Here is a 26,169-nt window from a genome sequence, read left to right on the forward strand (position 1 = left end):
TTCGGGGCTCTCTGACATCCGTGTGGGTTGCCGACCACAGAGTCCCGTTATTGTTTTTTTTGTGAGTGCAGCGTATCGACTGCTGAGCTGCGTTCTAAGAACTTTGGTTTTTATAACGCACCCGAAGGCACGGTGCAGCATCATTAGTTGAACATCTGGTCAAAAAATGAGCCTAACCACATTACCCGAAAAATGTGACCGATTGGTAACATTTTTATGGGATTCTATTTGCAAAGTACGAATTATTGGGTTTCAAACGATGCAGATGCTGCAATGTGTGGCTTGGTCTGACTCATGACCCTACTGGCTGTGCCCACTCAAGTGTTTCAACTTACGGTGCAGGGTAGTGCGGTCAATGTTCAATTCACGGGCCGCTGCTGAAACGTTCCCCTGACTGTTTTCCAGTGCCGTGTTGATGGCTTGACGTTCCCAGTCAGCGAGGGCAGGGCCAGTGGCTTCTGCTGGCCCTGCCGTCCGGGCTTCGGCCAGAAAATCGGCCGACAGGTGTTCGGGTTCTATGGGTTGGTCCGGGTCGCACAGAATGCGGGCGGTTCTGAGCACGGAATGCAGCTGTCGCAAGTTGCCGGGCCAGGGGTGGTTTTCCAGCAGAGTGCAACTGGCCGGGCTTAGTGTGCCGCCGCCGAGTTCAGCCAGAACCCTGTCGATCAGGCTTCTGATGTCTTCCCGTTCGCGCAAGGGCGGCAGGTTCAGTGTCAGGCCATTGATCCGGTAATACAGATCCTGCCGAAACAGCCCCTGGCCGACAGCTTCACCCAGTTGGGTGTGGGTGGCGCAGATCAGGTCGAAGTCGACCGGAATGGGCTGGCCGCCACCGACCGGGATCACTTGCCGCTCCTGCAGTACGCGCAGCAAACGCGGTTGCAGGGCGGTTGGCATATCGCCGATTTCATCGAGAAACAGCGTGCCTTTGTCGGCTTCCAGTATCCGGCCCCGGGAGCCTGCCTTGTCGGCCCCGGTAAAGGCCCCCGGGCGGTAGCCGAACAACTCGGCTTCGATCAGGCTTTCGGGAATGGCAGCGCAGTTGACCGCTACCATGGCGCCACTGCCGGGACCAGCCTGGTGGAGTGCTCTGGCCCAGACATCCTTGCCGACCCCGGTTTCGCCTTGCAGCAGGATGGGAATGCCCTGGCCGACGATGCGTCTTGCCTGTCTGATCAGTCTGTCGATGCCCGGATCGGTACTCTCCAGCGCTGCCAGCGGATCGGGTACTGGGGTTGGACGCGGAGCCGGTGCTGTTTTAGTCGGGCTCGACGGGGCTCTGTAGGCCTTGTGTCGGGCGTGCAAGGTCTGGCCACTGTGAGTCACCAGGCTGGCATGGGCTTCGGGCTCGGTCAATCTTGGAAACAGGTTGTGCAGATTGAGGGGTTGCTCACTGCGGTCAGGCAGATTCAGATGCTGCCGCGCCCAGCGATTGGCGCCAATGATGTGGCCGCTATCGTCGTAGGCCAGAATACCCTCGTACAAACCACCCAGCAGATGGGCGTGAGGGTGCAGGTACATTAAATGAGCCCGCTCGCAAGTGCGTTCGAGCAGGCTGTTCTCAATCATCGATACCGCCAGATTGACCAGAGCCATGGTGTGGCGCTGTGAATGCCGCGCATCGCTGGAAATATCGAGCACTCCGATCACCTGGCCACTGGGGTCAAACACCGGCACTGCAGCACAGGTTAAAAAGCCGTTCTGGTCGAGAAAATGCTCCTGGCCATGCACAACCACCGAACGTCCTTCGCTGGCAGCGGTGCCAATGGCATTGGTGCCCCGCGCGCCTTCACTCCAGACACCGCCCGGCATCAATTCTACGCGCCGAGCTTCCGGTACAAAGCCCGCATCGCCCACGCCATGCAGAATAGTGCCAGTCTGGTCAGCCAGTAAGACGGCGCACTGGGTGTCCTGAATTTGCTCGAACAGGCTTTCCAGTTGCGGACGGGCGATGTCGAGCAGGGTGTGGTTGCGTTCGCGAATGTCGCGAAATTCGGGTTGCGACAGCCGCGCTTCCCGGCTGCAGTGCTCCGGTGTAAGTCCTGCTTTGAGGCTGCGCTGCCAGGAACGCTCGATCAGTGGAGAAATCAGTGAACCGGGCGTCTGGCGCTGTTCAAAAAACTGATGCCTGGCGGCGGCCAGTGCCTCGGCACTGGGGTGAGTCGTAGAAGCCATCTGTGATCTCCCGGGTGTGGCATTTTGCAACACCTGATGCACCCTGCAACACCCTGTTCGGGTGATCGCCGATACCCGACCGGCGTTTGAGTTTTTATTCTTGCGGTGATGTGCGTGCTGAGTGGCCCGTGAATACTGGCTTACCGGCGATGTTCCGAGTGACGCTAAGCCCCGGCTGGCAAGCCTTGCAGGTCTGGTTCACCTTGCTGTTCAGCTCCTTTGTTTTAGCCCCTTCCAGGCATCAATGCAAGCGCTGGCACGGCCGTTGCGATAGCCCTTATGGATTCACCCAAAACAACAACAGCAAGAGGTAACAACCATGCTCTATTCGCACCCTGGCCAGCCCGATTCCCCCGTCTCCGTAAAAACCCGCTATGGCAACTTTATTGGCGGACAATGGGTCGAACCCGTTAAAGGCCAGTACTTTGATAATGTATCGCCGGTGACCGGCGATATCTTTTGCCAGATTCCGCGCTCCAGCGCCGAAGACATCGACCTGGCACTCGATGCTGCCCATGCTGCTAAAGCGGCCTGGGGGTCAATGTCGGTCACGGCGCGCTCCAACCTCTTGCTGAAGATTGCCGATCGACTCGAACAAAACCTGGAAATGATCGCCATCGCCGAAACCTGGGATAACGGCAAGGCCGTGCGTGAAACCCTGAATGCCGACGTACCGCTGGCGGTCGACCACTTTCGCTACTTTGCCGGTGCGATTCGAGCACAGGAAGGCTCCATCGGTGAGATCGACGAGCACACCGTTGCCTATCATTTTCACGAACCGCTCGGCGTCGTCGGGCAGATCATTCCCTGGAATTTTCCGCTGTTGATGGCCGCCTGGAAACTGGCTCCGGCACTGGCCAGCGGTAACTGCATTGTGTTGAAGCCCGCCGAGCAGACGCCCTGGTCCATTCTGAAATTCATTGAACTGATTGAAGATCTGCTGCCAGCGGGTGTGTTGAATGTTGTGAACGGCTACGGCGCTGAAGCCGGCCAGGCACTGGCGACCAGCAAGCGCATCGCCAAAATCGCCTTTACCGGGTCCACGCCAGTCGGCTCGCACATTCTCAAATGTGCCGCTGAAAACATCATTCCCTCTACCGTTGAACTCGGTGGGAAATCACCCAACATTTTCTTCGAAGACGTGATGCAGCATGAAGACAGCTACCTGAGCAAGTGCATCGAAGGGGTCGTGCTGGCGTTCTTTAACCAGGGCGAAGTCTGTACTTGCCCGTCCCGTTTGCTGGTGCATGAATCGATTTACGACGAGTTCATGAAGAAAGTGATTGAACGCACCAATCAGATCAAGCGCGGTAACCCACTCGATACCGACGTGATGGTCGGCGCTCAGGCATCACAGGAGCAATTCGACAAGATCATGGGCTACTTTGCTATTGGTCGGGAAGAGGGCGCTGAGTTCCTGCTGGGCGGTGATCAGCTGGGTACAACGGAAGGCAAGTACGAGTCCGGCTTCTACATTCAGCCAACGCTGATTAAAGGCCACAACAAGATGCGCGTCTTCCAGGAAGAAATCTTTGGCCCGGTGGTGTCGGTCACCACCTTCAAAGATGAAGCCGAAGCGCTGGAAATCGCCAACGACACCGAGTTCGGCCTGGGCGCCGGTTTGTGGACACGGGATATGAATCGGGCCTACCGCATGGGCCGGGGCATCGAAGCCGGCCGCGTCTGGACCAACTGCTACCACCATTACCCGGCACACGCGGCCTTCGGTGGCTACAAAAAATCCGGTGTTGGTCGCGAAAACCACAAAATGATGCTGGATCACTACCAACAGACCAAGAACCTGCTGGTCAGCTACGACGTGAATCCAATGGGGTTCTTCTGAGGCAAGTTCGGAGGTTTAGTTCCACTGGTTGCCAGGAGCCCGTATCAGCCACCGAGTATGGCTCTCCGGGGTCGTCGTGAACCCATCCATGGGGCCTAGATCGCAGCATCCTTGCTGCGAACTACCCCGGACAGCCATACCCGGCACCTGATACTCAGTTTGTAGCAAACGCTATACCTGTTTTTCAAATGACAAGATAACCTCTGTTTGCTCTGCTCGCGGTAATCGCGGGTAGGGCTTTTTTGTGGCTGCTGAAGTGTGTTATTTGGTTACCAGCTCAAGTTTTGGAGTTGGCTCAGGAGACTAGCACCGGATACCGGGTAGGCCTCTGTGGGGTAGTCCGCAGCAGGGATGCTGCGGCCTAGGCTCCATGGATGGATTAACGCCGACCCCACAGAGGCCTACCCGGTATCCGGTGCGGGCCAGCGCCAATGAGGTGAGCTGAACTCCGGAACTAGGGTAACCAGGGGTTGTTATCTGCTCTCCAGCCGCTATTATGCGCGTCCCTTTACCGACTGAGTCTGCAGCACGCATTGTGATTCTTACGCCACCCTAGCGCACCATCCCATCTCAGCAGACGCCTATGTCTGACGTAATCTGTTCATCCAGGACACGCATCCTGTATGGCTCGCCGATACGCGGCACTTATTCGTTAACTCGTACCCTCTGAGGTCCCTATGTTGTTATCTTCTACCCGAAAAGACTGGTTCGGGAATGTTCGTGGCGATGTGCTCGCCGGTTTGGTTGTTGCTCTCGCGTTGATCCCCGAAGCCATTGCCTTTTCCATCATTGCAGGTGTTGACCCCAAGGTTGGTTTGTACGCGTCCTTCTGCATCGCCGTCGTCGTTGCCTTTACCGGCGGCCGGCCGGGTATGATTTCGGCCGCCACCGGCGCCATGGCATTGTTGATGGTGACGCTGGTGAAAGAACATGGGCTCGAATATCTGCTGGCGGCAACGCTGTTGACCGGTGTTCTGCAGATTGTGATCGGCTATTTGCGCATGGGCGAGCTGATGCGCTTTGTATCGCGCTCAGTGGTCACGGGCTTTGTGAATGCCCTGGCGATTCTGATCTTTATGGCGCAATTGCCAGAGTTGACCAATGTCACCTGGCACGTCTATGCGATGACGATAGCAGGCCTGGGCATCATTTACCTGTTTCCGCTGATCAATAAAACCATCCCCTCGCCGCTGGTGACCATTGTTGTACTGACGGGCGTGAGCATGGTGATGGGGCTTGAGATCAGAACCGTGGGCGATCTGGGCGAATTGCCGGATACCCTGCCGATGTTCTTGTGGCCCGATGTACCGCTGAACCTCGAAACCCTGCAAATTATCTTCCCCTATGCCTTTGCGCTGGCCATGGTCGGGATTCTCGAATCTCTGATGACAGCGACCATTGTCGATGATCTGACCGACACCCCCAGTGACAAGAACCGCGAGTGCAAGGCCCAGGGCGTTGCCAACATCGGTTCTGGCCTGATGGGTGGCATGGCCGGTTGCGCCATGATCGGACAGTCGGTCATCAACGTTAAATCAGGCGGTCGCGGACGTTTGTCGACGCTGATTGCCGGTGTCGTGTTGCTGATCATGGTGGTTTTTCTGAACCCCTGGGTCTCGCAGATACCGATGGCCGCTCTGGTGGCGGTGATGATCATGGTCTCTATCGGTACCTTTAACTGGGGCTCGTTCAAAGACCTTAAGACATACCCGCTGTCGACCAATATTGTGATGATCGTTACCGTTGTGGTTGTGGTCTGGACGCATAACCTGGCCTACGGTGTCTTTGCGGGCGTGCTGCTGGCGGCATTGTTCTTTGCCAACAAGGTGGGGCACTTTATGTATGTCACCAGTGAGCTGGATGAACAGACCGATACCCGTCGCTACAGCGTTATCGGCCAGGTCTTTTTTACGTCATCCGAGAAGTTTTTGGCGTCATTCGACTTCAAAGAAGCCGTCGATCATGTTGTTATTGACCTGACCCGTGCTCATTTCTGGGACATCACCGCCGTGGGCGCACTCGATAAGGCCGTGATCAAGTTCCGCCGTGAAGGGGCACAGGTTGAGGTCATTGGCCTGAACGAAGCCAGTGAAACCATCGTTGACCGCTTTGGGGTGCACGATAAACCCGAAGAGATCGACAAAGTTTTAGGAGGTCACTGATGTTTAACAAAGACAATAAAATACTGGCCTGTATTGATGGTTCCAAATACAGCCAGTCGGTCTGTGACTATGCCGCCTGGATCAGCCAGCGCACGGGTGCACCCTTACAATTAATGCACAACCTGGAGCATCCGGTGGGTGCCTCTACGGCTGACTTGTCCGGTGCCATTGGGCTGGGCAGCCGCGATACCCTGCTGCAGGAATTGACCGAGGTCGAAGAACAGCGCAACCGGCTGATGATGGAGCAGGGCAAGCTGATGCTGGCGGCCGCCAAAGAGCGGATCGGGCAGGGCGGTGCCGAAGCGTCGACCAAACAGCGCCACGGCAGCCTGACAGAATCCCTGATCGAGATGGAAGAGGACATTCGCGTTCTGGTGCTGGGTATTCGTGGCGAAGAGCACGAGCAGGACACCACGCACCTGGGCGCTCATCTGGAAGCCACGATACGCGCTCTGCACCGACCCATTCTGGTGGTAAACACCGAATTTACGGTGCCCGAGAAAGTCATGCTGGCCTACGATGGCAGCGATGCCTCCAGCAAGGCACTCGACATGCTGGCGCAAAGCCCTCTGTTCAAAGGCATTCCGGTGCATCTGGTTACGGTAGGGGAAGACCCGGCTAACTCAAACACCCTGCAGCACAGGGCAACGGAGGTATTGCAGGCAGCGGGTCACAACGTTACTGCGGTGACCCTGGACGGTAAACCGAGTGAAGCGCTGGTGAACTACCAGGCCGAGCACGATATCGATCTGACCCTGATGGGGGCGTACAGCCATACCCGATTGCGCGAGCTGGTGCTGGGCAGTCTGACCGCCAAGGTGTTGTTGAAGTCGAACAAGCCGCTGTTGTTGTTGAGGTAAAACTCGGCTCTATAAATCAGGGGTCGCCCGATGTATCGGCGCCCCCGTTATCATGCTCCACCCCCTTCCGCCAGACCTTCAGCACATAGATGTACAGCATGACCACCAGTGCAGCGGCCAGCCCCGAGGCCAGTATTGACGGTTGTTCAACCGAATCCGGGTTCATGGTCAGCCCCAGGCCGCCAATGGTGAAGACTTGCTGCGGCATTAGCCAGCGTTTGCGTGGCCGACCGGTCAGAGTGGCGCGCAGGGTGAAATGCAGGGCCATGGGTGCAACCGCCAGCAGAACCCCCCACCAGGGCGCAGGTTCTGACCCGTTCAACAGAGCGAGAATGGCTACTGTGGCGGCCACACCCAGCAAACCGGTGTAGGCGCGCATGAAAAAGGCGATGTTCATTGTGGCCGGACCTGGCTTTCCAGGGTAGTCAGCAGGCTGTCGACCGTCGATTCGATGATCAGTGTGGTCGTGAGGTCGGCCCAGGCGAAGCCCTGGTCGGTCATTCGGGTGATCATGGTGAGCAGCGGGTCGTAGTAACCGTTGTAATTCAGAATGGCCACTGGCTTGTGGTGATAGCCCAGCATCCGCCAGGTCCAGACTTCAAAAAGCTCTTCCATGGTGCCTGGCCCGCCAGGCAGTGCGACAAAGGCATCGGCCGGCTCGGCCATGCCTGCTTTGCGTTCATGCATGGTATCGACGACCTGCAACTCAGTGATACCCGGGTGAGCGACTTCCCGGTCGACCAGTGCTTTGGGCATCACGCCCAGCACCTGGCGGCCACCGGCCAGCACGGCATCGGCCACCGCGCCCATCAAACCAATGTTGGCGCCGCCGTAAATCAGGTCATGCTGTCGCCGGGCCATCTGTTGGCCCAGGTTCGTGGCCAGGTCGATGTATTCCGGGCTATGACCACTTTTTGATCCGCAATAGACTGCTATTTGCATGACGTTCCCCTGATGAATGGCGCTGCAAGAATGCCACCTTCAGCGCCCAATCTCAAAGTGCCTGGCAGACTTCAGTCATGATGGTGCTGTCTTGCTCAAGTGTGCGAATGTCGTTGACCTGGGCCTCTCCGGCTTCAGTCATGGGTACCAGCTCGGTTGTGGTGCAATTGATCAGATAGGTTTGATAGGTCACCTGATCGATGTGTTGTTTTTCAAAGCGATACATCACGAAGCGGGCAATGGTGTCGCCTTCCTGTTCGCGGTGAACCATGTTGTTTACATCCAGCACGGTAAAGGCATTGATCATGGGGTAAACCATGGTCCAGGGCCGCCAGACCTGGTTGGGAGATTCGGTTGAAACCACCACGGAACCCTCGGGGAGCTGCGTCTGTTTCAAATCGAACCAGCTGTACTCAAAGTTGATCTGGTAAGCCAGCATGCCCGCACCGGCAAAGACCGGGATGATCCATCGGGGTAATTTCTTTCGGCTGAGAAAACGTAGGAAAAGGCCAATGCCAGCGGCACCCAGGCCCGATACTGCAATTGCGATTAAATGCCATAACATGAAAGGTCAACCCTGAAATAAAACGGGCCTCCAAGTGGAAGCCCGTGAGAGAAACTGTGGTCCTGTCAGTGTACCTGTGCCGACTCCCGGGAGCGAGAGTCGGCGGCAGTACACCGGATCAATCAGTGACTGAGGTGACTCGCTGCGCCAGCGCCTTTCGGATAGCGAACGCTTTCAACCAGTTCCTGAATTTCTTTCGGTGGTGCATCGGTCGCGTTGGATACGATGAAGGCAACGCCGAAGTTGATCATAGCACCGACAGCCCCGAAGGACAGTGGTGAAATACCAAACAGCCAGTTGTCAGCCGTGTTGGCCAGCATGTTGGTGTCTGGAATGAAGAACCAGCCGAGGTAGGTGAAGATGTACAGCAGCGTGGACAACAGACCCGCCAGCATACCGGCGATCGCACCCTTGTCGTTCATGCGGGTCGAGAAAATACCCATCATGATCGCCGGGAAGATCGAGGCAGCCGCAATACCAAACGCCAGAGCCACCGTCTGCGCCGCGAACCCGGGTGGGTTAAGGCCCAGATAGGTTGCCAGCAGAATGGCCCCGCCCATGGAGATACGGGCAGCCAGCATTTCACCTTTTTCACTGATGTCTGGTTTGAGGGTTTTCTTGATCAAATCGTGACTGATGGCCGAGGAAATGGCCAGCAACAAGCCTGCTGCCGTCGACAGGGCCGCCGCGATACCGCCCGCCGCAATCAAACCGATAACCCAGCCTGGCAGGTTAGCAATTTCAGGGTTGGCCAGTACCAGGATGTCGTTGTTAACGGTCAGTTCATTGCCTGCCCAGCCTCGTGCTTCTGCGGTGTCTTCAAACGAAGGCACAGCATTGTAGAACTGGATGCGGCCATCGTTGTTCTTGTCGTCGAAGTTCACCAGACCGGTTTCTTCCCAGCTGCGAATCCACTGCGGCCGCTCGTCATAGGCCAGCGCAGGGGCTTCGGCACCATCCGGGAAGACCGTGGTCAGCAGGTTCAGACGAGCCATTGAAGCAACGGCAGGCGCTGTCAGGTACAGCAGGGCGATGAACACCAGTGCCCAGCCGGCAGACCAGCGTGCGTCAGCCACCTTGGGTACGGTGAAGAAGCGGATGATTACGTGGGGCAGACCTGCAGTACCGATCATCAGTGACAGGGTAAACAGCACCATGTTCAGCTTGTTGGACACGTCTGCGGTGTAGTCCCGGAAGCCCAGTTCACGTACCACTTCATCCAGTTTGGCCAGCAACGGCATGCCGGAGTTAGTATGCTCGCTGAACAGACCGAACATCGGAATCGGGTTACCCGTCAGTTGCAGTGAAATAAAGATCGCCGGAATGGTGTAGGCGATGATCAGCACTACATACTGGGCTACCTGAGTATAGGTAATGCCTTTCATGCCGCCGAATACCGCGTAGAAGAACACGATGACCGCCGCAATCCAGATACCTGCTGTACTGCTCACTTCCAGGAAGCGTGAGAAGGCAACACCGGCACCGGTCATCTGACCGATTACGTAGGTTACCGACGCCACGATCAGGCAGACAACGGCGACCAGACGCGCCTTGCTGCTGTAGAAACGGTCGCCAATGAAGTCAGGCACTGTGAACTTGCCGAACTTGCGCAGGTAGGGTGCCAGCAGCATGGCCAACAACACATAGCCACCCGTCCAACCCATCAGGAAGGTTGAGTTGGCGTAACCACCGGCGGAAATCAGGCCCGCCATGGAGATGAACGAGGCAGCCGACATCCAGTCGGCCGCTGTTGCCATGCCGTTGGTCACCGGGTTGATGCCGCCACCGGCGACGTAGAATTCTTTGGTAGAGGATGCCCGGGCCCATATCGCGATACCGATATAAAGCGCAAAGGAGCCGCCGACAAAGATCAGGTTAATTGCAAATTGACTCATCTGCCTTACTCCCCGAGGTCGAATTTCTTATCGAGTTTGTTCATTCTCCAGGCGTAGAAGAAGATCAGACCGATAAAGCTGAGAATTGAACCCTGTTGAGCAAACCAGAAGCCGAGGTCGGTGCCACCGAATTGAATTCCGGCCAGTAACGGACGAAACAAAATGGCGCAACCGTAGGACACAAAAGCCCAGACGATCAGGCAACCCAGAATCAATCTCAGGTTGGCCGACCAATACTGCGCCGCTGGGGATTTTTCATCACTCATGATGTGTTCTCCGTCTTATTGTTGTTGAACGAGCTAGAGAGTGCGCGGTGTTCTTAAGAATACCCAACGCTATGGTGCATAATTGCAGTGTCCATTGAAAAGCCAGACTTTAGTCGCATGGGGGAAGGGAAAGCTGTTAGCTGCGAGCTTTGAGCTATTAGATAAGAGCAGGGATAGGCCGTGCCTGGTTGGGCTTTTTCGGTACAATGGCGTCACATTCCCGGCCCAAGTTGATCATGCCTGTTACCGCTTTTCACCGCCTCGTCTGTCCATTGGACGGCCAGCCACTTACGCGCCAGAACACTGCCTGGCAGTGCCCGCAGGGGCATAGCTTCGATATTGCCCGCCAGGGCTATGTGCATTTGTTGCCGGTTCAAAAAAAGCGGTCGAAAGACCCGGGCGACAGTAAAGCCATGGTGGCGGCCCGACAACGGTTTCTGAATGCAGGTTATTACCGGTCTATAGCCGATGCGCTTAACAAGGCTGTGATGCCTGGTTTACCAACTGATGCAGCTTGTTTGGACGCTGGCTGTGGCGAGGGCTATTACCTGCGGCAGCTTGGCCACGCGGTGCCGGAAGGTATTGAAATGCAGGTGCTGGGGCTGGATGTGTCCAAATGGGCCGCGCTATCGGCCGCCAAACAGGACCCGGCTCCCGCCTGGGTGGTGGGCACCAATGCCCACATACCGGTACCCGACAACAGCCTCGACCGGGTGCTCTGTGTGTTTGGTTTCCCGGTATTCGACGAGTTTGCCCGGGTATTAAAGCCAGGAGGACGGCTGATCATGGTCGACCCGGGGTCAGACCATCTACGTGAACTACGAGACATTATTTACCCCAGTGTCACCGAGCGACCTGAAGGGGAACGTGTTGTGCCCGAATCGTTTCAGGAGGAGAGTCGGGAAACTGTTCGCGAAACGATTGTGCTGGAGGGCGGATCAAACATTGCGGACCTGCTAGCGATGACACCGCATCTTTACCGGGCACCCGCTGAAGGCCTGGCCAGAGCCGCCGAACTGACCCGGCTGCAACTGACACTCGATGTGCGGATTCAGGTGTTGGAAGTGACTTAACTCAAGTTTCGGAGTTCGCTAGCAAAGGACTAGCACCGGATGCCAGGTAGGGCCATCGAGGGTGGTCCGCAGCAAGGATGCTGCGGTCCAGGCCCCATGGACGGGTTTACGCCGACCCTCGATGGCCCTACCTGGTGGCCGGTGCGAGCGACTGGCAGAAAAGCTGGCCGCGAACGATAGCCACCGAAGTAAGCCAAACCCCTGAACTTGAGTTACTAAACAGACATAAAAAAACCCGGCCTGGGCCGGGTTAATTGAGTCGCCATAAGGGGCTTGTTACAGCACCAGTTTGCGAATGTCGCTTATGACCTCGGTCAGGTAGGTCGCGAACTTGGCCGCATCGGCCCCGTTTACGGCCCGGTGATCGTAGGATAGCGACAGCGGCGTGAAGGTACGCGGCACGAATTCCTTGCCGGTCCAGTGCGGTTTCACCTGGTTCTTGGAGACACCGAGGATCGCCACTTCCGGTGCGTTCACAATGGGCGTGAACGCTGTGCCACCGAGACCACCGAGGCTGGAGACGGTAAAGCAGCCACCGCGCATCTCGTCAGACTTCACCTTGCCATCCCGACCGCGCTTGGCGTAGTCGATGATCTCTTCGGCAATCTGCCAGATCGACTTCTTGTCGGCATCGCGAATCACCGGAACAATCAGGCCGTTTGGCGTGTCGACCGCGATACCGATGTGCACATAGTGCTTCTGTACGATGCGCTTGCCATCGGCCATCAGCGAGACGTTGAAGTTCGGGAACTCCAGCAAGGCCGAAGCACAGGCTTTAACGATGAACGCCAGCGGGCTGATCTTGATGCCACGCTTCTCCATTTCGCCTTTCAGCGACTGGCGGAAGGCCTCGGTATCGGTCACATCGGCTTCGTCGAACTGAGTCACATGCGGAATGTTCAGCCAGTTACGCGCCATGTTCTGGGCGGTGATCTGCTGAATCCGCGTCAGGTCTTTCACCTCGACGTCACCGAATTTGCTGAAGTCCTGATCCGGTACGCTCGGAATTCCAGCACCACCAGCAACCTGGGCAGGTTCCTGAACACGCTTTTTGACCCAAGCGGCTACGTCGTCTTTTACGATGCGGCCTTTCGGTCCAGAGCCAGGCACCAGCGCCAGGTCGACGCCAAATTCACGGGCCAGCTTGCGCACCGCAGGGCCGGCATGCACGGTCTTGGACGGACGCACCGGGGCGTCATCGTGGGCCGTTGCCAGAGTCGCCGGTTGTTCTTCGGCGGCGGCTTTGGGGGCCGGGGCACTAGACTTGGCTGGCGTGTCGTCAGACTTGGCAGAAGACGCTTCACCGCCGCTGACCTTCAGCTTCAGCAGCGGCGTGCCTTCACTGACCTTGTCGCCGGTCTTGACCAACACTTCAACCACTTCACCGGCTTCCAGGGCAGGCACTTCCATGCTGGCCTTGTCGGTTTCCAGAACGACCATGGGGTCGTCGATGGCCAGGGTGTCGCCAGGCTTAACCGATACTTCGATGACATCCACTTCCGATGCATCGCCAAGGTCCGGCGTGTTGACGGTTATTACGCTGTCTTTGCCGCCACCGGATGACGCTGGCGCCTCCGCTTGTCTGGCATTGTCGTCGCTTTCCTGGCTGTTATCCGCCGACGATTCAGCACCACCGCCCGCCGACTTCACTTCTACCAGAACGCTGCCTTCTTTAACCTGGTCGCCTTCCTTGATCTTGATTGAGACCACTTCACCGGCGACATCAGAAGGCACTTCCATGCTCGCCTTGTCGGATTCGAGCACCACGATGGGGTCGTCGACCTCGATGGTATCGCCGACCTTGACGTTGATTTCAATCACGCCGGCTTCGTCCATGCCGATGTCCGGCACCTTGACGGAGACGACCTCGCCACCGCTTTTGGAGGCTTCTTTTTTGGCCGGTTTTTCGGCCTTTTCTGCAGACGGCTTGTCAGCTTTCTCGTCAGATTTTTTATCAGACGCCGAACTGTCGTCGCTGTCGGAATCGCCCTCAATTTCCAGGTACAGAATTTCGTCGCCTTCTTTGAGGCTGTCGCCTTCCTTGACTTTCACCTGGGTGACTTTCCCGGCTTTGGGCGACGGGACATCCATGGAGGCCTTGTCCGACTCCAGCACAATCAGGGTATCGTCTTCGCTGACGGTATCCCCGGCTTTGACGCTGACCTCAATAACCGAGGCCTCGTCCATTCCCAGATCGGGAACCTTAATGATTTCAGTTGCCATGTATGACTCCTAAATCCGCTCGTATCCTGTACCCGATCAAGACAGCGCCGGGTTGGGTTTGTTGGGGTCGAGGTTGAACTGTTTCAGCGCCTTGGTGACGTCTTTCGCATCAACAGTGCCTTCTTCCGCGAGGGCGTTCAGAGCGGCGACAACGATCCAGTAACGGTCAACTTCAAAGAAGTGACGCAATTTCTGGCGCGAGTCACTGCGGCCAAAGCCGTCGGTACCCAGCACGTGGTAGCTGTGCGGAACCCACTTACGGATCTGGTTGGCGTAGTTTTTCATGTAGTCGCTGGCAGCAATGACCGGACCACGACGGCTTTCCAGCATTTCGGTCACGTACGACTTCTTCTTGTCGCGTTCCGGGTTCAACAGGTTGTCGCGGTCGGTGTTCAGGCCATCACGGGTCAGTTCGTTGTAGCTGGTGACGGCCCAAACGTCGGCTTGCACGCCAAAGTCGTCGCGCAGCAGGGTGGCAGCGGCCCGCACTTCTTGCAGGATGGAGCCGGAACCAAACAACTGAACCGCCTTTTTGCCTTTCTTGACGCCATCTTCAAGCAGGTACATGCCGCGCTTGATGCCATCGACCATGGCCTCATCGAGACCCGGGTTGTGGTAGTTCTCGTTCAGTGTCGTGATGTAGTAGAAGACGTTTTCCTGGTCTTCAACCATGCGCTTCATGCCTTCCTGAACAATGGTGACCAGCTCGTAGCCATAGGTGCAGTCGTAGGTGACGCAGTTTGGAATGGTGCCGGCCAGTACGTGGCTGTGGCCATCCTGGTGCTGCAGGCCTTCGCCGTTCAGGGTGGTGCGGCCCGAGGTGGCACCGATCAGGAAGCCACGTGCCTGGAGGTCACCGGCGGCCCAGGACAAATCGCCCACGCGCTGGAAGCCGAACATTGAATAGTAAATGTAGAACGGAATCAGCTGGCGGTTGTAAGTGCTGTAAGCCGTTGCGGCCGCAAGCCAGGAGCTGAATGCGCCACTTTCGTTGATGCCTTCCTGCAGGATCTGACCCTTAACGTCTTCCTTGTACCACATCACCTGGCCTTTATCCTGAGGGATGTACAGCTGGCCATTGGGTGAATAGATACCGAACTGACGGAACAGACCTTCCATACCGAAGGTACGGGCTTCGTCCGGAACGATCGGCACGATGCGGTCGCCGATGTTCTTGTCTTTCATCAGCGTTGAAATCAAGCGCACAAAGGTCATGGTGGTCGAGATTTCACGATCACCGCTGTCTTTGGTCAGCGCTTCAAACGATTCCAGCGACGGTACCTTCAACTGCTCTTTGGCGGTCTGGCGACGCATTGGAATGTAGCCGCCGAGGTCATTGCGGTGCTTGCGAATGTACTGCATTTCCGGGCTGTTTTCGTCCGGGCGGTAGAACGGAATCTTGCCTGCTTCCAACTCTTCATCGGAGATCGGCACACCACAGCGGTCGCGGAAGGTTTTCAGATCGTCAACGCTCAACTTTTTCAGCGAGTGCGTGGCGTTCTTGCCTTCGCCAGCTTCAATGCCGTAACCCTTGACGGTGTGCGCCAGAATAACAGTCGGTTGGCCGTTGTTGTCATTCACCGCGCGGTCAAACGCCGAGTAAACCTTGTACGGGTCGTGACCACCGCGGTTCATGCGGTAGATGTCTTCGTCGCTCATATCCTTGACCATCTCGGCCAGTTCCGGATATTTGCCGAAGAAATGTTCGCGGGTGTAGGCACCACCGTGCGATTTGAACGCCTGCAGTTCGCCATCGACGACTTCGTCCATGCGCTTTTGCAACAGGCCCTTGCTGTCTTTGGCGAACAGCTTGTCCCACTGACGACCCCAGACCACCTTGATGACGTTCCAGCCGGCACCGCGGAACATGCCTTCCAGTTCCTGGATGATCTTGCCGTTACCGCGAACCGGCCCATCGAGGCGCTGCAGGTTGCAGTTAATGACGAAGTTAAGGTTGTCGAGGTGTTCACGACCAGCCAGTGAAATGGCACCCAGTGATTCCGGCTCGTCGGTTTCGCCATCGCCGAGGAAAGCCCAAACCTTGCCGCCCTTGTCGATTTCGCCACGGTTTTCCAGATAACGCATCACGTGCGCCTGGTAAATCGCCTGAATCGGGCCAAGACCCATGGAAACGGTCGGGAACTGCCAGTAATCGGGCATCAGCCAGGGGTGCGGGTAGGAAGACAGACCCTTGCCGTCGACTTCACGGCGGAAGTTGTCGAGCTGCTCTTCCGACAGCCGGCCTTCAACGAATGACCGCGCATAAATGCCCGGCGAAATGTGGCCCTGGAAATAAACCATGTCACCCGGGTGGGTATCGGTCGGGGCACGCCAGAAATGGTTGAAACCCATGTCGTACAGAGTGGCCGAGGACTGAAAGCTGGAAATGTGACCGCCCAGTTCATCACCGCTCTTGTTGGCACGAATCACCATGGCCACGGCGTTCCAGCGAATCATGGCGCGAATCTTACGCTCCATGTCGTTGTCGCCCGGGTACTTGGGTTCTTCGTCCAGGGTAATGGTGTTACGGAACGGTGTGTTCAGCGCAAAGGGAACATCCGGACCGCCCTTGGTGATGTTGTCGGACAAACGCTTGAGCAGGAACTGCGCGCGGTCATTGCCTTCTTCGCGCATAACCGATGCCAGGGCATCAAGCCATTCCTGCGTTTCAATCGGATCGATATCGTGTTCCATAAAGTTCAGACCTCTTCCCCTATGGGTTGAATCATCAGAGTAGATTCACAAGTTGCGAGCCGGTGTGATAAGCACCCGCCCGTTTGAAAACAGTGGTTTAACTCTAGCCTACTATTAACAGTCTGTGGCCAGGGTTAGCGTGATTTCGCATTCTGGCGAAATTTCGCTTTTTGCTAACCCTGAAACAACAAACGGCAGCCACAGGGCTGCCGTTTTGAATTGTCGCTTTAGATGGTCATCGCGATCGTGGCCGCCCTTTTTACAGGATATTCCCAACGCTGACAATCTTAAGAGTATTGGTGCCACCATGCACACCCTGGTGATCGCCGTAGCTGAGCAGCACCAGATCACCGTCCTTGACAATGCCACGTTGCTTGAGTTCATCGACCGCGCGCTTGTTGACTTGCTCGATCGGGCCGGCAGAGACATCAAAGGCGATGGCTTCCACACCCCGGTACAGCGCGCATTTGCGCTGAGTCAGCTCCTGGCGGGTCATGGCGTAGATCGGCATGCCGGAGCTGATGCGAGACATCCAGCGCGGCGTCGAGCCCGACTCGGTCATGCAGACAATGGCTTTCACGCCCTTCAGGTGGTTGGCGGTGTACATCACCGACATCGCAATGGCTTCATCGATGCGATGGAACTCTGTGTTCACCCGGTGGCGCGACTGAGTCGTCAGGGGGTGCTTCTCGGCACCCAGGCAGACGTCGTTCATCGCCTTCACGGTTTCCACCGGGTAGTCGCCGGCGGCGGTTTCAGCGGAACACATCACGGCATCGGTGCCGTCCAGTACCGCGTTCGCCACGTCGAACACTTCCGCCCGGGTCGGGAACGGGTTGTCGATCATCGACTCCATCATCTGGGTGGCGGTGATCACAACGCGGTCCAGGGTGCGAGCCCGCTTGATGATGTGCTTCTGCACACTGATCAGCGCCGGGTCGCCAATTTCAACGCCCAGGTCGCCACGCGCCACCATCACGACATCGGACGCGAGGATAATGCGATCGAGGTTGTCGTGGTCCAGCACCGCTTCGGCGCGTTCCAGTTTTGCTACGATCTCGGCGGTTGAGCCGGCTTCAGCCAGCAGCTGACGCGCTTCATTCATGTCTTCGGCGTTACGCGGAAAAGAGACAGCGATGTAGTCGACGCCAATGGCCGCTGCGGTCTTGATGTCTGCCTTGTCTTTCTCGGTCAGCGCCTTCGCCGACAAACCACCGCCCAGCTTGTTGATGCCTTTGTTGTTCGACAGCGGGCCGCCTTGGGTCACGGTCGTGTGAACGGCATTGCCTTCCACTTTATCGACCTGAACCTTAACCCGGCCATCATCCAGCAAGTAGATGTCGCCGGGTTTGCTGTCGGCGGCCAGTTCCGGGTAATCGATGCCAACCCGGGTAGCATCACCGGCGTTCTTGTCGAAATCGACATCGAGAATAAATGATTGGCCGTCTTCGAGCAGAACTTTGGTGTCTTTGAAACGGGCAATGCGGATTTTCGGGCCTTGCAGGTCGCCGAGTATGCCAACGTGAAGTCCGTGCTTTTTCGCAATGGCAAGGACCTCATCGGCACGACGCTGATGATCTTCCGGGCTGCCATGTGAAAAGTTCAGGCGAACGACGTTAGCGCCGGCGAGAATGAGCTTTTCAAGCACACCCTCGCGATCGGTGGCGGGGCCCAGGGTGGTGACGATTTTGGTACGTCTCATGGTATCTCTGATCTCTTGTTGTCGGGTCTGGCTGTGACACTCAGATCTTTACTCGCAGAAAAGCCCGGGTCAACCGGGCTTTTCTGGGGGGACTTACTTGGCGTTCATCAGGGCAACAGTGCTGTCCAGCATACGGTTGGAGAAGCCCCATTCGTTGTCATACCAGGACATAACCTTGACCAGACGACCCTGAACGCGGGTTTGAGTCGCGTCAAAGATCGAGCTGAAGCTGTTGTGGTTATAGTCGGAAGACACCAGCGGTTCAACATTGACGTCGAGTACCTTGGCCAGGTTCTTGTCGGCAGCAATGGCGTCGGAGATGGCTTTGTTGATGCCCTCGGCAGTGACGTCCTTGCTGGCGGTGAAGGTCAGGTCAACCAGCGATACGTTGGCGGTCGGAACACGCACGGCCATGCCGTCGAACTTGCCTTCCAGTGCCGGAACAATCTTGCCAACCAAAGCGGCTGCGCCGGTCTTGGTCGGGATCATGTTCAGCGCAGCGGCGCGGGCGCGGTACAGGTCTGAGTGATAGACATCGCTCAGGCGCTGGTCGTTGGTGTAGGAGTGAATCGTGGTCATCAGACCGCTTTCAATGCCAACGGCGTCACTCAATACCTTGGCAACAGGCGCCAGGCAGTTGGTGGTGCAGGAGGCGTTGGAAATGACCGTCATGTCGCTGGTCAGGATGCTGTCGTTGACGCCGAAAACCACGGTAGCGTCCACTTCCTTGCCCGGTGCAGAGATGATGACTTTCTTGGCGCCGGCGGCGATGTGCTTGCTGGCGCTGGCCTTGTCGACGAACAGGCCGGTGCACTCGTACACCACATCCACGTTCAGCTTGCCCCAGGGCAGGTCGGCCGGGTTGCGCTCGGAGAAGATGCTGATCTTGTCGCCGTTAACGTACAGCGCTTCGTTGTCGGAGGTAACCTCGAAACCAAAGCGACCGTGAACGGTGTCGTACTTGGTCAGGTGAGCGTTGGTTTTGGAATCACCCAGGTCGTTGATGGCAACGATCTCGATCGGGTAGTCCTTGCCAGCCTGGTTGGCTTCATACAAGGCGCGCAAGACATTGCGGCCAATACGGCCATAACCATTAATAGCAACGCGGATCTTGGACATGGTGTGCTCCTTAGCGTTAATGAGGCGGTTTTCGGACCACCGCCGGATTGTTTTGAATACGTTCGTCTGGCCGCAACCCCGTGTCACCGGGTCGTCTGACCAGATCAGCCGTCCGCAGACGGCTGGTGAAATTCGTTGTCTGTTTTGTTAGCCCTGCCGTGACGGCACCGTACCCCGGTTGGCCTCGCCAGTGGGTGTGGTTAACCAGTCTAGTGGGCGAGTTGCGGTGTAGCTAACTTTCATAGTTATACAACAAAACGGGCGCATTCTGCCAGCTTCAGGACAGATTTCACAGCTATTTGTAGTTTTATTACATCTTTATGCGTGTTTAAACCGTTGATACGCAGCGACAGACCTGAGGGTTCAGGCCTGCTACAGGGCGGGTTTGTTGCAGGCTGGCCGTTATTCGCTGTCGGGGGATTTGAACCGGGTGTCGGCCAGGGCGGCCTTGATGCGCTTCAGGTGGCTCTGGAATTCCGGGCCATGCTTGAGGATGACGCCGGTGGCGAGCACGTCAATGATGGTCAGATGCACGATGCGCGAGGTCATGGGGGTATAGATGTCGGTGTTTTCGGGGCTGTCGACGCCGAGCAGAATATGGCTTTCTTCGGAAAGAGGCGTGTGCGGCTGGGTGATGGTGATCACCGTCGCGCCGGATTCCCGGGCAATGCGAGCGGTCTCGACCAGCGCTATGGTACGGCCGGTATTAGAGATGATGATGACCACATCGCCGGGCTTGGTGGCCGCGGCCGCCATGCGCTGTTGCAGGACATCAATATAGGCAACGCAGGGCGTGTTAAGGCGAAACAGCTTGTGCTGAGCGTCCATGGCGACACTGCCGGAAGCGCCGAGGCCGTATATTTCAATGCGCCGCGCCTGGGCCAGGGCGTCTACCGTGCGGCTAAGCGCATTGGGGTCGATGGAGCGCTTGGCGTCGCTGATGGCGCTCATTGTCGCCTCAAATATCTTGCTGCTGTATTCCTCGACGTTGTCGCTCGATTCCACATTGCGGTTAACGTAGGGCGTGCCAGTGGCCAGGCATTGGGCCAGTTTCAGCTTGAAATCGGGGAAGCCGGTGCAATCGAGGCTGCGGCAGAAACGGTTTACGGTGGGTTCGGACACATTGGCCGCTTTGGCCAGGCTGGCAATGCTGGAGCGAATCGCCTTGTTCGGATCCTCAAGGATGACGTTGGCCACCTTGCGCTCACTTTTGCTCAGGCAGCTGGGGTTGGACTTGAGACGCTCCAGAATGTTCACAGACATGGACTGACAATCCTTGGTTGATTGCATGGGGTGCTGCAAACGCGCCAACCCCCGGGTTGAGTGTTCGCGATTGTAGGGAATTCAACCCGCTGGCGAAAGCGCGCTGTGTGACTATCTTTTCCCGCAGACCTTAAAACGACATGATTGCTGCCTATTATGGTCGCCGATCACATTGTTGTAAAATTACAAATATGGGCGACATAGGGCTTTATTTACCGTAAAATTGAAAATAAATTACAACACGGCGTGCCTGCCCGGCCAAACAGCCAGGCTCATTCAGCCCGCCGGAACCGCATTTGACCTGGAGTGATCTATGCAACACAACACGACCTGTTTCCCTTGTAACGTCGTTATTTTCGGCGGCAATGGCGATCTGGCCATACGCAAACTGCTGCCCGCACTGTACAACCTCGATCGGGGCGGCTATTTGTGCGAGGGCACTCAGGTCATCGGCGCTTCCCGGACCGACATTGGCCGCGATGGTTACATCGAGATGGTTCGCCAGGGCATCGACGAGTTCGGCGACCCGGACTGCTGGGATGAAGCCGTTTGGGAACGGTTCAAGGATCGCCTGAATTACGTCGCCGTCGACGCCCGCAATCTCGACAGCTTCAAACTGTTAAAGAAGGCGCTGGGCAAATCCTTCACTCAGAACGACACCGTTTACTATATGTCGACCGCGCCCGACTTCTTTGGCGATATCACTGACAACCTGGCCGCCGCCGGACTGGTCAGCGACCGCACCCGGGTGGTGATGGAAAAGCCCATCGGCAAAAGCCTGGAATCGTCTAAAACCATCAATGATGCCGTTGCCCGCTCGTTTCCCGAGAAGAACATCTATCGCATCGACCATTACCTCGGCAAGGAAACCGTGCAAAACCTGCTCGCGGTTCGCTTTGCCAATGCGCTGTTCGAACCGGTCTGGACCAATGCCCACATCGACAACGTGCAGATCACCGTGGCCGAAACCGTCGGTGTGGAAGGCCGCTGGGGCTACTACGATGACTCCGGTGCCCTGCGCGATATGATTCAGAACCACCTGCTGCAATTGCTCAGCCTGGTGGCCATGGGCGTGCCCGTCTCGCTCGATGCCGAAGCGGTCCGGGCGGAAAAACTCAAAGTCCTGAAATCACTGAAGAAGATGTCGGTTGACAGGGTGCGGCGCAACACCGTGCGGGCCCAATACACAGCGGGCAATATGGATGGCCGCAAGGTGCCAGGCTACAAGGAAGAAGAGGGCGGTGTGCCCGACTCGCAAACCGAAACGTTTGTCGCCATTCGAGCCGATATTCACAACTGGCGCTGGCGCGGCGTACCGTTTTATCTGCGTACCGGCAAGCGCCTGCCTGCTCGCTACAGCGAAATTGTGATTCAGTTTAAAGACGTACCGCATTCCATTTTCCCCGGCACCGCGAACATGAGCCCGAACAAGCTGGTCATTCGATTGCAGCCGGAAGAATCGATTCAGCTGTACATGATGAACAAGCTGCCTGGCCTGGGCGAAGGCATGGAAGTTACTCCCGTGACCTTGAACCTGACGCTGCCCGACCGCATCGCCGACTCACGGGTGCCGGAAGCCTATGAACGGCTAATTCTCGATGTGATTCGCGGCAACTCGACTCTCTTTGTGCATCGCGATGAAGTTGAAGCTGCCTGGGTTTGGGCTGATGCCATACTGGACAGCTGGGCGACCGCCACGGTTGATCCGCACGTCTATCCGGCGGGAAGCTGGGGGCCGCAGGCGGCCTTTGAACTGGTTGCGCGCGATGGCCGCAGCTGGCACGAAACCAATTAAGGAGCCCGGAGCATGACCATGACACAACACGATTTCGACAGCCGTGATGCCCTGACCGACGCCCTGGCCGGTGAAATACTGGCCCGCCTCAAAGCCGACATTGAAACCAAGGGTGAGGCCGGGCTGGCGGTATCGGGCGGGCGCACCCCGGTGGCCTTGTTTCAGGCACTGAGCCAGGCGGATCTCGACTGGAGCAAGGTGACCGTTACCCTGGTGGATGAACGCTGGGTCTCGCCTGACCACGATGACAGCAATGAAAAACTGGTGCGCACCCACTTGCTGCAAAACAAGGCCGCCGTCGCGCGTTTCATTCCGCACAAAACGGCGGCCGAGTCGCCCTTTGAAGCCGAGTCGGAATTGAACAAGGCACTGGCCGCCTTGCCTGACCGGCTAACCGTATCGATTCTGGGCATGGGAGAAGACGGCCACACCGCGTCGTTCTTCCCGGGTGCCGATACTCTGGCAAAAGCCCTCGATGCCGGCCTGCACAGCGACTGTTGTGCGGTGGTGCCCAAGACCGCACCACACCCGCGCATGACGCTGACGCTGCAACGCATTCTGCGCAGCGACTGGATCGTATTGCACCTGACCGGTGCCGGTAAGAAACCGGTGCTTGAAGCTGCCCTGGGTGACGGGCCCGTCACCGAGCTACCGGTGCGCAGCGTGCTTAAACAAGACCAGACACCTGTGTCTGTGTACTGGGCCGAGTAAGCGTTTTCGGCAGTGGCGTCACTGTCCAAACAGGAGTGAATAATGAACACCGAATTGATTCGCGTCACCGAACGCATTATTGAACGCAGCCGGGCTTCGCGTCAGTTGTACCTGACGCGCATGAAAGACGCGGGCGATAACATTCCGGACCGCAAGCAGCTCAGCTGTGGCAACCTGGCACACGGCTTTGCCGCCTGTACGGAAACGGAAAAAAACACCATCAAGATGATGAACGCCGCTAACCTCGGCATCATCACCGCCTACAACGACATGCTCAGCGCGCACCATCCCTATGAGCGTTTTCCTGGCATCATCAAAGCGGCGGCTCGCGAAATGGGTTGTACCGCCCAGGTAGCGGGCGGAACGCCTGCCATGTGCGACGGCGTGACTCAGGGTCAGCCGGGCATGGAACTGAGTTTGTTCAGCCGCGACAACATTGCCATGTCGGCGGGCATTGGTCTGTCGCACAACATGTTCGACGCGGCACTCTACCTCGGTGTGTGCGATAAAATCGTACCCGGGCTCGTCATGGGCGCACTGCGCTTTGGCTATTTGCCCACCGTCTTTGTACCGGCTGGCCCGATGCCTTCTGGACTGCCCAACAGTGAAAAAGCCCGCGTCCGGCAGGAATACGCCCAGGGCAAGGTTGGGCGCGATGCGTTGTTGCAAGCCGAATCGGACTCCTATCACAGCGCTGGCACCTGCACCTTTTACGGTACCGCCAACACCAACCAGATGCTGATGGAATTCATGGGCCTGCACCTGCCGGGCAGCAGTTTTGTTAACCCGGAAAACAGCATGCGCGATGCGCTGACCCGCGAGGCCACAGAGCAGGCGGTGCGCATCACCAAGCAGAACGGTCAGTACACGCCGCTGTATGAAGTGCTCACTGAAAAAGCCTTTGTGAATGGTCTGGTCGGTCTGCTCAGCACTGGCGGTTCCACCAACCTGACCATTCACCTGATCGCCATGGCGCGTGCTGCCGGCATCGTGCTGACCTGGGAAGACTTTTCCGATCTGTCCCGCGTTGTTCCCTCGCTGGCAAAGGTTTACCCGAATGGTATGGCCGACGTGAACCATTTCCACGCCGCCGGGGGGCTCGGTTACCTGATCGGTGAATTGCTCGACGGCGGCCTGCTGCATGACGACGTTAAAACCATCATGGGCAACGGTCTGCGCAAGTACACCGAAGAGCCATTCCTCGAAGGCGATGACATTGTGTTCAAGCCGGGCGCTGGCAAATCGCTTAATGAAGACATCGTTCGCCCGGTCAGCAACCCGTTCAGCCCTGAAGGGGGCTTGCATGTGATCAAGGGCAACCTGGGCACGGGCGTTATTAAAGTGTCTGCCGTTAAGTCTGAGCACCAGCACATTGAAGCGCCGGCGGTGATATTCGAAAGCCAGCACGATTTGCAGGCCGCTTTCGAGGCAGGCGATCTGAACAAGGATTGCATCGTCGTGGTCCGGTTCCAGGGGCCAAAAGCCAATGGCATGCCTGAATTGCACAAGCTGACCCCACCCCTGGGTGTGTTGCAGGATAAAGGCTATAAGGTGGCCCTGGTAACGGACGGTCGCATGAGTGGTGCCTCCGGCAAGGTACCGGCAGCGATTCATCTGTCGCCGGAAGCCAGTGAAGGCGGACCGCTCGCTCGCGTTCAGTCCGGCGACATGATCAAGCTCGACGCCCACACCGGTGAGCTGAACATCCAGGTCGACCCGGCTGAATTTGCGGCGCGCACCCCGGTTATTGGTGATTTAAAAGCCAACCAGTTTGGCGTCGGTCGCGAGCTGTTTGGGCATATGCGCAGCGCGGTCAGCACGGCTGAAGAGGGCGCAACGGTATTCCGGTTTGAAGATTCCGAGGTAAATAATGGCTGAATACGGACTGGTCGCCGATATCGGCGGCACCAACGCGCGCTTTGCGCTGGCGCCGATCAAACACTTTGATCCGCTGGCCGGCTTGCCGCTGACCGAACAGGATCTGGTCGCAGTCGCGGCGCTAAACGGGGCTGAGTACGAGACCATTGCAGATGCCATTCTGGCGTATCTGGCCGGCCCGGCAGCCGATTACCAACGGCCGCGTCATTCGGTGATGGCCATTGCCTGCCCGACCGATCAGGACCAGATCACCATGACCAACCACACCTGGTCCTTTAAGGTCAGCGAGCTGAAAGCCACGCTCGGCTTTGAAACCCTGGTGTTCGTGAACGATTACAACGCCCTGGCCAACGCCATTCCGCAGCTCGACAGCGATGGGCTGGTCAAGGTGGGGCGTGGCGATGCCACACCCGGTTTGCCAATGGCCGTGACTGGCCCGGGAACGGGTTTGGGTCTGGCTGGACTGGCCTTTGGTGAAGCCGGCCCGGTAACCCTGCAGACCGAAGGTGGACACGCGCATTTTGCGCCCACCGACGAGGTCGAGATCGGCATTTTACAGTTTTTGCTTCGCAAGTATGAGCGGGTGTCGATCGAGCGACTGGTATCGGGCATGGGTATCGAGAACATCTACCAGGCGCTGTGCCATCTGCGCGGTGTGGCTGCAGAGAGCCTGAAAGCCCCGGATATTTCGACCCGGGCGCTGGATAAGACGGACCCACTGTGCGAAGAGACCCTGGCCCGTTTCTGCGCCATTCTGGGCAGCTATGCCGGTGACGTGGCATTGACGCTGGGAGCCAAGGGCGGTGTCTACATCACCGGCGGCATCGTTCCGCGCTTTCTGCCTTATTTTCAGAACAGCCAGTTCCGCTCCCGGTTCGAGGCCAAAGGGCGTTTAAGCGGCTTTAACCAGCCAATACCCACTTACGTTGTCGTTGCCAGACAGCCCGGTTTGCTCGGGTCGGCGGCGGTGCTGAATCATCGATTGAATACAGTAACCGCCTGA

At 57.3% G+C, this 26,169-nt stretch carries 19 protein-coding genes; 8 read left to right on the forward strand and 11 right to left on the reverse strand.

Annotated elements, in window-relative coordinates; genetic code table 11:
- Positions 1-300: 300 nt before the first annotated feature.
- Positions 301-2,175 carry a sigma-54-dependent Fis family transcriptional regulator gene (locus ACHUE7_RS12050; RefSeq protein WP_394170184.1) on the reverse strand — a complete coding sequence of 625 codons (1,875 nt, stop codon included), beginning with the start codon at positions 2,173-2,175 and terminating at the stop codon, positions 301-303.
- A 319-nt stretch (positions 2,176-2,494) separates the two neighbouring features.
- Here ACHUE7_RS12050 and exaC point away from each other — a divergent pair, with 319 nt between their 5' ends.
- The 3 genes from exaC to ACHUE7_RS12065 all read left to right on the forward strand — a co-directional run bounded on the left by exaC (position 2,495) and on the right by ACHUE7_RS12065 (position 7,040).
- Complete coding sequence (gene exaC, locus ACHUE7_RS12055) at positions 2,495-4,018, forward strand: acetaldehyde dehydrogenase ExaC (RefSeq protein ID WP_394170185.1); 1,524 nt, start codon at positions 2,495-2,497, stop codon at positions 4,016-4,018.
- A 677-nt stretch (positions 4,019-4,695) separates the two neighbouring features.
- The gene (locus tag ACHUE7_RS12060) at positions 4,696-6,180 is read left to right on the forward strand and encodes a SulP family inorganic anion transporter (protein ID WP_394170186.1); all 1,485 of its coding nucleotides are present in this window, start codon (positions 4,696-4,698) and stop codon (positions 6,178-6,180) included.
- On the forward strand, positions 6,180-7,040 hold the full coding sequence (locus tag ACHUE7_RS12065; RefSeq protein ID WP_394170187.1) for a universal stress protein: 861 nt from the start codon (positions 6,180-6,182) through the stop codon (positions 7,038-7,040). The genes ACHUE7_RS12060 and ACHUE7_RS12065 overlap by 1 nt, the downstream gene beginning before the upstream one ends.
- Positions 7,041-7,056: 16 nt before the next feature.
- Here the strand turns inward: ACHUE7_RS12065 and ACHUE7_RS12070 are convergent, their stop codons facing one another.
- The 5 genes from ACHUE7_RS12070 to ACHUE7_RS12090 form a co-directional block, all read right to left on the reverse strand.
- On the reverse strand, positions 7,057-7,437 hold the full coding sequence (locus ACHUE7_RS12070) for a hypothetical protein (RefSeq protein WP_394170188.1): 381 nt from the start codon (positions 7,435-7,437) through the stop codon (positions 7,057-7,059).
- Positions 7,434-7,982 (reverse strand): LOG family protein, encoded by a 549-nt coding sequence (locus tag ACHUE7_RS12075; protein ID WP_348476033.1) that lies wholly within the window; start codon positions 7,980-7,982, stop codon positions 7,434-7,436. The genes ACHUE7_RS12070 and ACHUE7_RS12075 overlap by 4 nt, the downstream gene beginning before the upstream one ends.
- Positions 7,983-8,034: 52 nt before the next feature.
- On the reverse strand, positions 8,035-8,547 hold the full coding sequence (locus ACHUE7_RS12080) for a hypothetical protein (RefSeq protein ID WP_394170189.1): 513 nt from the start codon (positions 8,545-8,547) through the stop codon (positions 8,035-8,037).
- A 122-nt stretch (positions 8,548-8,669) separates the two neighbouring features.
- A complete protein-coding gene (locus ACHUE7_RS12085) occupies positions 8,670-10,442 on the reverse strand; it encodes a sodium:solute symporter family protein (protein ID WP_394170190.1) in 1,773 nt (590 codons plus the stop codon).
- A 5-nt stretch (positions 10,443-10,447) separates the two neighbouring features.
- Positions 10,448-10,708 (reverse strand): DUF4212 domain-containing protein, encoded by a 261-nt coding sequence (locus ACHUE7_RS12090; protein ID WP_394170191.1) that lies wholly within the window; start codon positions 10,706-10,708, stop codon positions 10,448-10,450.
- A 236-nt stretch (positions 10,709-10,944) separates the two neighbouring features.
- Here ACHUE7_RS12090 and ACHUE7_RS12095 point away from each other — a divergent pair, with 236 nt between their 5' ends.
- Positions 10,945-11,781, forward strand: a complete 837-nt coding sequence (locus ACHUE7_RS12095; protein ID WP_394170192.1) for a putative RNA methyltransferase — start codon at positions 10,945-10,947, stop codon at positions 11,779-11,781.
- A gap of 276 nt (positions 11,782-12,057) precedes the next feature.
- Here ACHUE7_RS12095 and aceF read toward each other — a convergent pair whose 3' ends face one another.
- The 5 genes from aceF to hexR form a co-directional block, all read right to left on the reverse strand.
- Positions 12,058-14,004 (reverse strand): pyruvate dehydrogenase complex dihydrolipoyllysine-residue acetyltransferase, encoded by a 1,947-nt coding sequence (gene aceF / locus ACHUE7_RS12100; RefSeq protein ID WP_394170193.1) that lies wholly within the window; start codon positions 14,002-14,004, stop codon positions 12,058-12,060.
- A gap of 36 nt (positions 14,005-14,040) precedes the next feature.
- On the reverse strand, positions 14,041-16,698 hold the full coding sequence (gene aceE / locus ACHUE7_RS12105) for a pyruvate dehydrogenase (acetyl-transferring), homodimeric type (protein WP_348476027.1): 2,658 nt from the start codon (positions 16,696-16,698) through the stop codon (positions 14,041-14,043).
- Between the two features lie 259 nt (positions 16,699-16,957).
- Positions 16,958-18,400, reverse strand: a complete 1,443-nt coding sequence (gene pyk, locus ACHUE7_RS12110; protein WP_348476026.1) for a pyruvate kinase — start codon at positions 18,398-18,400, stop codon at positions 16,958-16,960.
- 93 nt (positions 18,401-18,493) lie between these two features.
- On the reverse strand, positions 18,494-19,519 hold the full coding sequence (gene gap / locus ACHUE7_RS12115) for a type I glyceraldehyde-3-phosphate dehydrogenase (protein ID WP_213677280.1): 1,026 nt from the start codon (positions 19,517-19,519) through the stop codon (positions 18,494-18,496).
- Between the two features lie 402 nt (positions 19,520-19,921).
- Complete coding sequence (gene hexR / locus ACHUE7_RS12120) at positions 19,922-20,782, reverse strand: transcriptional regulator HexR (RefSeq protein ID WP_028670392.1); 861 nt, start codon at positions 20,780-20,782, stop codon at positions 19,922-19,924.
- Positions 20,783-21,095: 313 nt separating this feature from the next.
- Here hexR and zwf point away from each other — a divergent pair, with 313 nt between their 5' ends.
- The 4 genes from zwf to glk are packed head-to-tail and all read left to right on the forward strand — an operon-like array spanning position 21,096 to position 26,169.
- A complete protein-coding gene (zwf, locus tag ACHUE7_RS12125) occupies positions 21,096-22,577 on the forward strand; it encodes a glucose-6-phosphate dehydrogenase (protein ID WP_127555973.1) in 1,482 nt (493 codons plus the stop codon).
- Positions 22,578-22,589: 12 nt separating this feature from the next.
- Positions 22,590-23,288, forward strand: coding sequence for a 6-phosphogluconolactonase (pgl, locus tag ACHUE7_RS12130; protein ID WP_394170194.1), 699 nt, complete (start codon positions 22,590-22,592; stop codon positions 23,286-23,288).
- A gap of 42 nt (positions 23,289-23,330) precedes the next feature.
- Positions 23,331-25,166, forward strand: coding sequence for a phosphogluconate dehydratase (gene edd / locus ACHUE7_RS12135; protein WP_394170195.1), 1,836 nt, complete (start codon positions 23,331-23,333; stop codon positions 25,164-25,166).
- Positions 25,159-26,169: a glucokinase gene (glk, locus tag ACHUE7_RS12140; RefSeq protein WP_394170196.1), complete on the forward strand. Its 1,011-nt coding sequence runs from the start codon at positions 25,159-25,161 to the stop codon at positions 26,167-26,169. The genes edd and glk overlap by 8 nt, the downstream gene beginning before the upstream one ends.

This window comes from Saccharospirillum alexandrii (assembly GCF_043641555.1).
GTDB classification, from domain to species: Bacteria; Pseudomonadota; Gammaproteobacteria; order Pseudomonadales; family Natronospirillaceae; genus Saccharospirillum; species Saccharospirillum alexandrii_A.

Bases quoted from the DNA above. Each gene is read 5' to 3' on its own strand.
- ACHUE7_RS12050 (WP_394170184.1), bottom strand. From the start codon at position 2,175: ATGGCTTCTACGACTCACCCCAGTGCCGAGGCACTGGCCGCCGCCAGG.
- ACHUE7_RS12070 (WP_394170188.1), bottom strand. From the start codon at position 7,437: ATGAACATCGCCTTTTTCATGCGCGCCTACACCGGTTTGCTGGGTGTG.
- ACHUE7_RS12080 (WP_394170189.1), bottom strand. From the start codon at position 8,547: ATGTTATGGCATTTAATCGCAATTGCAGTATCGGGCCTGGGTGCCGCT.
- pgl (WP_394170194.1), top strand. From the start codon at position 22,590: ATGACCATGACACAACACGATTTCGACAGCCGTGATGCCCTGACCGAC.
- ACHUE7_RS12095 (WP_394170192.1), top strand. From the start codon at position 10,945: ATGCCTGTTACCGCTTTTCACCGCCTCGTCTGTCCATTGGACGGCCAG.
- aceF (WP_394170193.1), bottom strand. From the start codon at position 14,004: ATGGCAACTGAAATCATTAAGGTTCCCGATCTGGGAATGGACGAGGCC.
- gap (WP_213677280.1), bottom strand. From the start codon at position 19,519: ATGTCCAAGATCCGCGTTGCTATTAATGGTTATGGCCGTATTGGCCGC.
- ACHUE7_RS12090 (WP_394170191.1), bottom strand. From the start codon at position 10,708: ATGAGTGATGAAAAATCCCCAGCGGCGCAGTATTGGTCGGCCAACCTG.
- ACHUE7_RS12060 (WP_394170186.1), top strand. From the start codon at position 4,696: ATGTTGTTATCTTCTACCCGAAAAGACTGGTTCGGGAATGTTCGTGGC.
- aceE (WP_348476027.1), bottom strand. From the start codon at position 16,698: ATGGAACACGATATCGATCCGATTGAAACGCAGGAATGGCTTGATGCC.
- zwf (WP_127555973.1), top strand. From the start codon at position 21,096: ATGCAACACAACACGACCTGTTTCCCTTGTAACGTCGTTATTTTCGGC.
- edd (WP_394170195.1), top strand. From the start codon at position 23,331: ATGAACACCGAATTGATTCGCGTCACCGAACGCATTATTGAACGCAGC.
- ACHUE7_RS12065 (WP_394170187.1), top strand. From the start codon at position 6,180: ATGTTTAACAAAGACAATAAAATACTGGCCTGTATTGATGGTTCCAAA.
- ACHUE7_RS12075 (WP_348476033.1), bottom strand. From the start codon at position 7,982: ATGCAAATAGCAGTCTATTGCGGATCAAAAAGTGGTCATAGCCCGGAA.
- hexR (WP_028670392.1), bottom strand. From the start codon at position 20,782: ATGTCTGTGAACATTCTGGAGCGTCTCAAGTCCAACCCCAGCTGCCTG.
- exaC (WP_394170185.1), top strand. From the start codon at position 2,495: ATGCTCTATTCGCACCCTGGCCAGCCCGATTCCCCCGTCTCCGTAAAA.
- ACHUE7_RS12085 (WP_394170190.1), bottom strand. From the start codon at position 10,442: ATGAGTCAATTTGCAATTAACCTGATCTTTGTCGGCGGCTCCTTTGCG.
- glk (WP_394170196.1), top strand. From the start codon at position 25,159: ATGGCTGAATACGGACTGGTCGCCGATATCGGCGGCACCAACGCGCGC.
- pyk (WP_348476026.1), bottom strand. From the start codon at position 18,400: ATGAGACGTACCAAAATCGTCACCACCCTGGGCCCCGCCACCGATCGC.